General features: G+C 42.2%; 6 protein-coding genes. 3 read left to right on the forward strand and 3 right to left on the reverse strand.

What is annotated here, in order from left to right; translation table 11 throughout:
• The coding region (locus tag JK154_RS17470) for a hypothetical protein (protein ID WP_211994008.1) at positions 1-256 on the forward strand (256 nt) is incomplete at its 5' end.
• A gap of 81 nt (positions 257-337) precedes the next feature.
• Here JK154_RS17470 and nadS read toward each other — a convergent pair.
• Complete coding sequence (nadS, locus tag JK154_RS17475) at positions 338-628, reverse strand: NadS family protein (RefSeq protein WP_211994010.1); 291 nt, start codon at positions 626-628, stop codon at positions 338-340.
• Positions 625-951: a type II toxin-antitoxin system RelE/ParE family toxin gene (locus JK154_RS17820; protein WP_211994015.1), complete on the reverse strand. Its 327-nt coding sequence runs from the start codon at positions 949-951 to the stop codon at positions 625-627. The genes nadS and JK154_RS17820 overlap by 4 nt, the downstream gene beginning before the upstream one ends.
• A 316-nt stretch (positions 952-1,267) precedes the next feature.
• On the opposite strand from JK154_RS17820, the gene JK154_RS17485 reads away from it, so the two are divergent.
• Positions 1,268-1,453, forward strand: a complete 186-nt coding sequence (locus tag JK154_RS17485; protein WP_211994012.1) for a hypothetical protein — start codon at positions 1,268-1,270, stop codon at positions 1,451-1,453.
• 345 nt (positions 1,454-1,798) lie between these two features.
• Positions 1,799-2,347 carry a primase C-terminal domain-containing protein gene (locus JK154_RS17490; protein WP_249215992.1) on the forward strand — a complete coding sequence of 183 codons (549 nt, stop codon included), beginning with the start codon at positions 1,799-1,801 and terminating at the stop codon, positions 2,345-2,347.
• A gap of 1,453 nt (positions 2,348-3,800) precedes the next feature.
• On the opposite strand, the gene JK154_RS17495 is transcribed toward JK154_RS17490, so the two are convergent.
• Positions 3,801-4,016, reverse strand: coding sequence for a hypothetical protein (locus tag JK154_RS17495; protein WP_211994013.1), 216 nt, complete (start codon positions 4,014-4,016; stop codon positions 3,801-3,803).
• Positions 4,017-4,065: the final 49 nt, after the last annotated feature.

Consider the following 4,065-nt stretch of genomic DNA (forward strand, 5'->3'; position numbering starts at 1 on the left):
AAAAAAAAACCAACAACATCTGGTCGTGATCGCAGAGTATTACCATTATCAACCAGCGTTTAGCGGGGCGCACATGAACACTATCTGGACTTATGATGATGGGCTACTAACAGCAAAGAAAGAATGTGGGGGCGTTATATACCAATGGCAAGCAAATGAAAGTGAGGGTGTCGGGCTAGCGATGTTTCTTAACCATAGTCATACCTTGAGTGAGACTCTACTGTCACCGTTCAACATAGAAATCATCAAAGAATAGATTTACCATAACGTCCCATTGTACGTATCTATAAAAAAGCCCACATGGCGTGGGCTTTGCAGCTGAAAAAATAGGTAACGTTTATGCTTGAACTAACATTTGTAAAACATCAGGGTGCTTCTCAATAACCCGCAACATTTTCAGGTTAGAACCATTAGGTATCCGCTTATGCTGCTCCCAGCTCTGAACAAGGGACGGAGAAACGCCAACAGCCTGAGCGAACTCATCTTGCTTCATACCGGCATTGGCTCTTATGACCTTAACATCAGGTATTGAATACGAAGTCACTCGTGCAGGCTCCATTTCACCGCGACTAATGGCAACAGCCTGTTTCATGCTTTCAATCAGCTCATCAAACATTTCATCTTTCATTTTTCGGCCTCAATCTGTTGCGCTAACTGCTTCATCACTGCTTTTTGCCTATCCGTCAGATTTTCTTGTTCTGATTTAGGGTATGCATACAGCAAATGAATCGTCCCATTTTTAGCGACGTAATAATAAATAACTCTAATTCCCCCACTCTTGCCTTTTGCAGGCAGCGACCATCGTATTTTTCTACACCCCCCTGTATGAGAAATCGTTGGTCCCGCGTGAGGGTCTAAAAGTAAGTAAGCCTGAAATCTCTGATAATCATCTGTAGTTAACAGGTCATCAATTAGACGCTCAAATATGGGTGTTTCTATGAAATGTAGCAGATTCCATTCCTCACTAGCACTCTGTGTGAGTCAATATTACTCTTACATGGTAAGAGTATCAATTCTGTAATAACCTCTCTGATTCACCATGATGCGCCAATGATGCGCCAATTTTCCTTTTAAACTCAACAACTTAAAACAAAAACCCCTATTGCCAAGAAAAGATTTTTGAAGTAACTTATCACCTTCAGCCTATTTAAACTTCATAGAGGGCAGGCAATGCGTAATCGGTGGGTATATGAAGCCGTCAAGATCGTGATAAGTGTAATTATCCTGCTTATCAAATTGAAATAATTCGGAAAAAGAGAGCATCTATATGAATATAAAAGAATCTTTGGTTTTTGATAAAGCAGTGTCTGATCAAAAATGGGCAGATAAACTAATGCAACAAATATCCGACAAGGAGGCTCTGCTGTATCTATCAAGCATGATCGATGAATGCCAAGTAATCATCGATAAAACAACCGATAAACATGTCAAAGCATATAGCGATTTTGATTGAGTTATTTACCATAACGTCACATAACGCGCACCGCTGAAACGGCCTGTGCGCGATTTTCCCGCCTGATCCTCAAAAGAGTGCATCTTACCCCCTGAAAACGGCTAAGAATGGCGCTGATGATTTTTAACGATGTGAATCGTTATGCAACGGACTGACTGGCGAGAGATTTGACTCAGATCAGACAGATAAACACCTAAAAAACCAAATAAGCCACATTGTTCAAAAAGCACACAGCGGAGTTAAAAAGGCTCTATATCTACTCTCGCGGCATCCCATAACGGGTTATCAGACAATCTATCCACAAAAAAATTGGATAACTGAAACGGTGAACGGGATGGCAATTTATTGCCATTTCGTGAGGCGTTGGCAGGGTGTCGGGGCGCAAACGCACACTGGCAAGTAACTGTATGGCAGAAAAACGCCTACACATTTGACTGGCTGGCTGATTGTGTCGATATGACCGCCGCTAACGCATCCAAAATCGATCCTGAGTATGGATTAGGCCGTAACTGCACGTTGTTCGAGAAAACGCGCCAGTGGTCTTACAGGGCGATTAGACAGGGCTATCCTGACTATCCGCAATGGCTTGATGCTACGATACAGCGCGTTGAAGCTTACAATCGAAAATTACCCGTCCCGTTATCTTTGGCTGAGTGCGCGTCGATAGGGAAAAGCGTTGCCAAATGGACGTATCAGCGATTCACTGAGAAGTACTGGCTCGATTGGGTAGCTAAGACGCACACGCCAGAGATACAGGCTGCGCGTGGGCGTAAAGGCGGTAAAATCTCAAAGCGTAAACCTATGGCAGATTCCGCAGAGACATTACAGCCGTGGCTTGAATTGGGAATTAGTCGCCGATGGTATTACCAGAAAAAGAAAAAAGGACTCTTGTAAAAGAGTGCACTGGATAAGCCTAATATCAGATAATAGCCCCGCAGGGGGCTTTTTCGTTTCATGACTCCGACAGCCGTTATTGTCTGTTGGTTTACACACCGTAAATCTTCTCACCTTTAAAGATTATTACCTATTCGAAGATACAACCAAAAGGCTATTATCTGATATTAGGCTTATCTGCTATCACTCCAAAGCGCACATTTATCATGCTGAAAAATAAGAACCTGTATTATTTGTACTGTGTATCAGTCTATCTTTTGCTGTTTTTTTTCATCGCACTAATGGGAATGCATCAGCTTGCTCATGGGCTTTCATTCACATTACCTAGCGTGATAATTGCATATTATCTAGCCAAGGTGATTATTCGATTTAATGGGGTTAGAACATATGTCACCCCCTTCGTGTTTATCTTCGTTCAATTCTTGGGTCTTGTTTTTAATGGATTGTTTATTTCTAGACTTGGTGAGACTAATGGGCAGGTAGCTTCTTTAGTCTTATTGGTGGTTATTTTTTGCATAACTCAAAAAGTAATAAAAACAATAGCATACAACCAAAAGACTCAAAAAGAAGCGTTAGGTGATAAACAATAAACCTTTAGCTTTTCGACGGTAATATGTCGCTTGGCTTATGCCAAGCGACAGCCATGGTTTCATGGTTCTATCAGATGTCTCGGAAGGATTTCTTTTTGATACCACCCCCCCTTTTCTACCTCTAGCCTTGTTGCCTTTGAGTTTACGCACCGTTTCTGAACAAAGTGAAGAAACGTCTAAGTGCGCTTATTATTTTTTACATTGGTTATTGGGTGGGGGTTACAGGAGTTTTTTACCGCTAAAAATAAGCTAAGTTATAGGAATTTAGAGTGGCAGTGCATCATGCAGCAGTTAGTGATATTACGCCTCCTCGCTCATTCGCTCACTACGTTCGGTCATGAGTCTGCGGCGGGCGTTGGGGGTATCAGTCAAAGGGATATTTAGAATTACTTTGCTCCAGATGTACAAAAGCCTCGTGACAGAATCACAAGGCTTGAGTACTCTAATTCTTCGCAGATACCTGCTACGGATCAGACGTGAGAATCTAAATCCTAGCAGGGCTGGCTAGCAATGTCACTACCAGCTTAATACCATTCAACGACATTAAAATCATATCTGCACCTTAGACGCTCAAGTCTACGCCCCGGACTCCGGCAGGATAAACAGGCGAATTGGTGGAAACGTAACTTAGCCGCGAAAGAGTTAAGCTCTACCCCGTCTCGCTGTACGATAACAAGCACCTGATAAAATGAGCGAACAAGGCAGCAGTAAGCGGTAAGTGTGATTTCTCAAACGTCGAACACTTAACCCACACAAATCTAATCCGTTGCAAGATTAGACACACAAGAAAAGAGCTAGACGAAGGTCGCTATGCTCCCCGTGATTTTTGTATACCCACCACGGGGGCATTAGGCTCTTTTTGCCTACAGTTTCTCTGCATCCCTTAAGAATTTAGGGTTGTTAAACCACTGAATGGCTTCAGAGTAGTTATCAAGATCCAGTGCAGCCATAACGTGAGCAAGGCAATTAACCGCAGTGTCTTTAGATATTATGCCGTTCTTATAATCATCTAGTGCTGCCTCAAGAAAAGAGTCCATAGCTGCATGATCTTTGTTTGTTAATACAGGCTCATCTTTCATAAAACAGAATCCTTCTTGCTTGGTTAAGTGAATTTTTCATAAAAAAAAA

Source organism: Citrobacter sp. JGM124, from assembly GCF_018257795.1.
Taxonomy (GTDB): Bacteria; Pseudomonadota; Gammaproteobacteria; order Enterobacterales; family Enterobacteriaceae; genus JGM124.

Bases quoted from the DNA above. Each gene is read 5' to 3' on its own strand.
- nadS (WP_211994010.1), bottom strand. From the start codon at position 628: ATGAAAGATGAAATGTTTGATGAGCTGATTGAAAGCATGAAACAGGCT.
- JK154_RS17485 (WP_211994012.1), top strand. From the start codon at position 1,268: ATGAATATAAAAGAATCTTTGGTTTTTGATAAAGCAGTGTCTGATCAA.
- JK154_RS17495 (WP_211994013.1), bottom strand. From the start codon at position 4,016: ATGAAAGATGAGCCTGTATTAACAAACAAAGATCATGCAGCTATGGAC.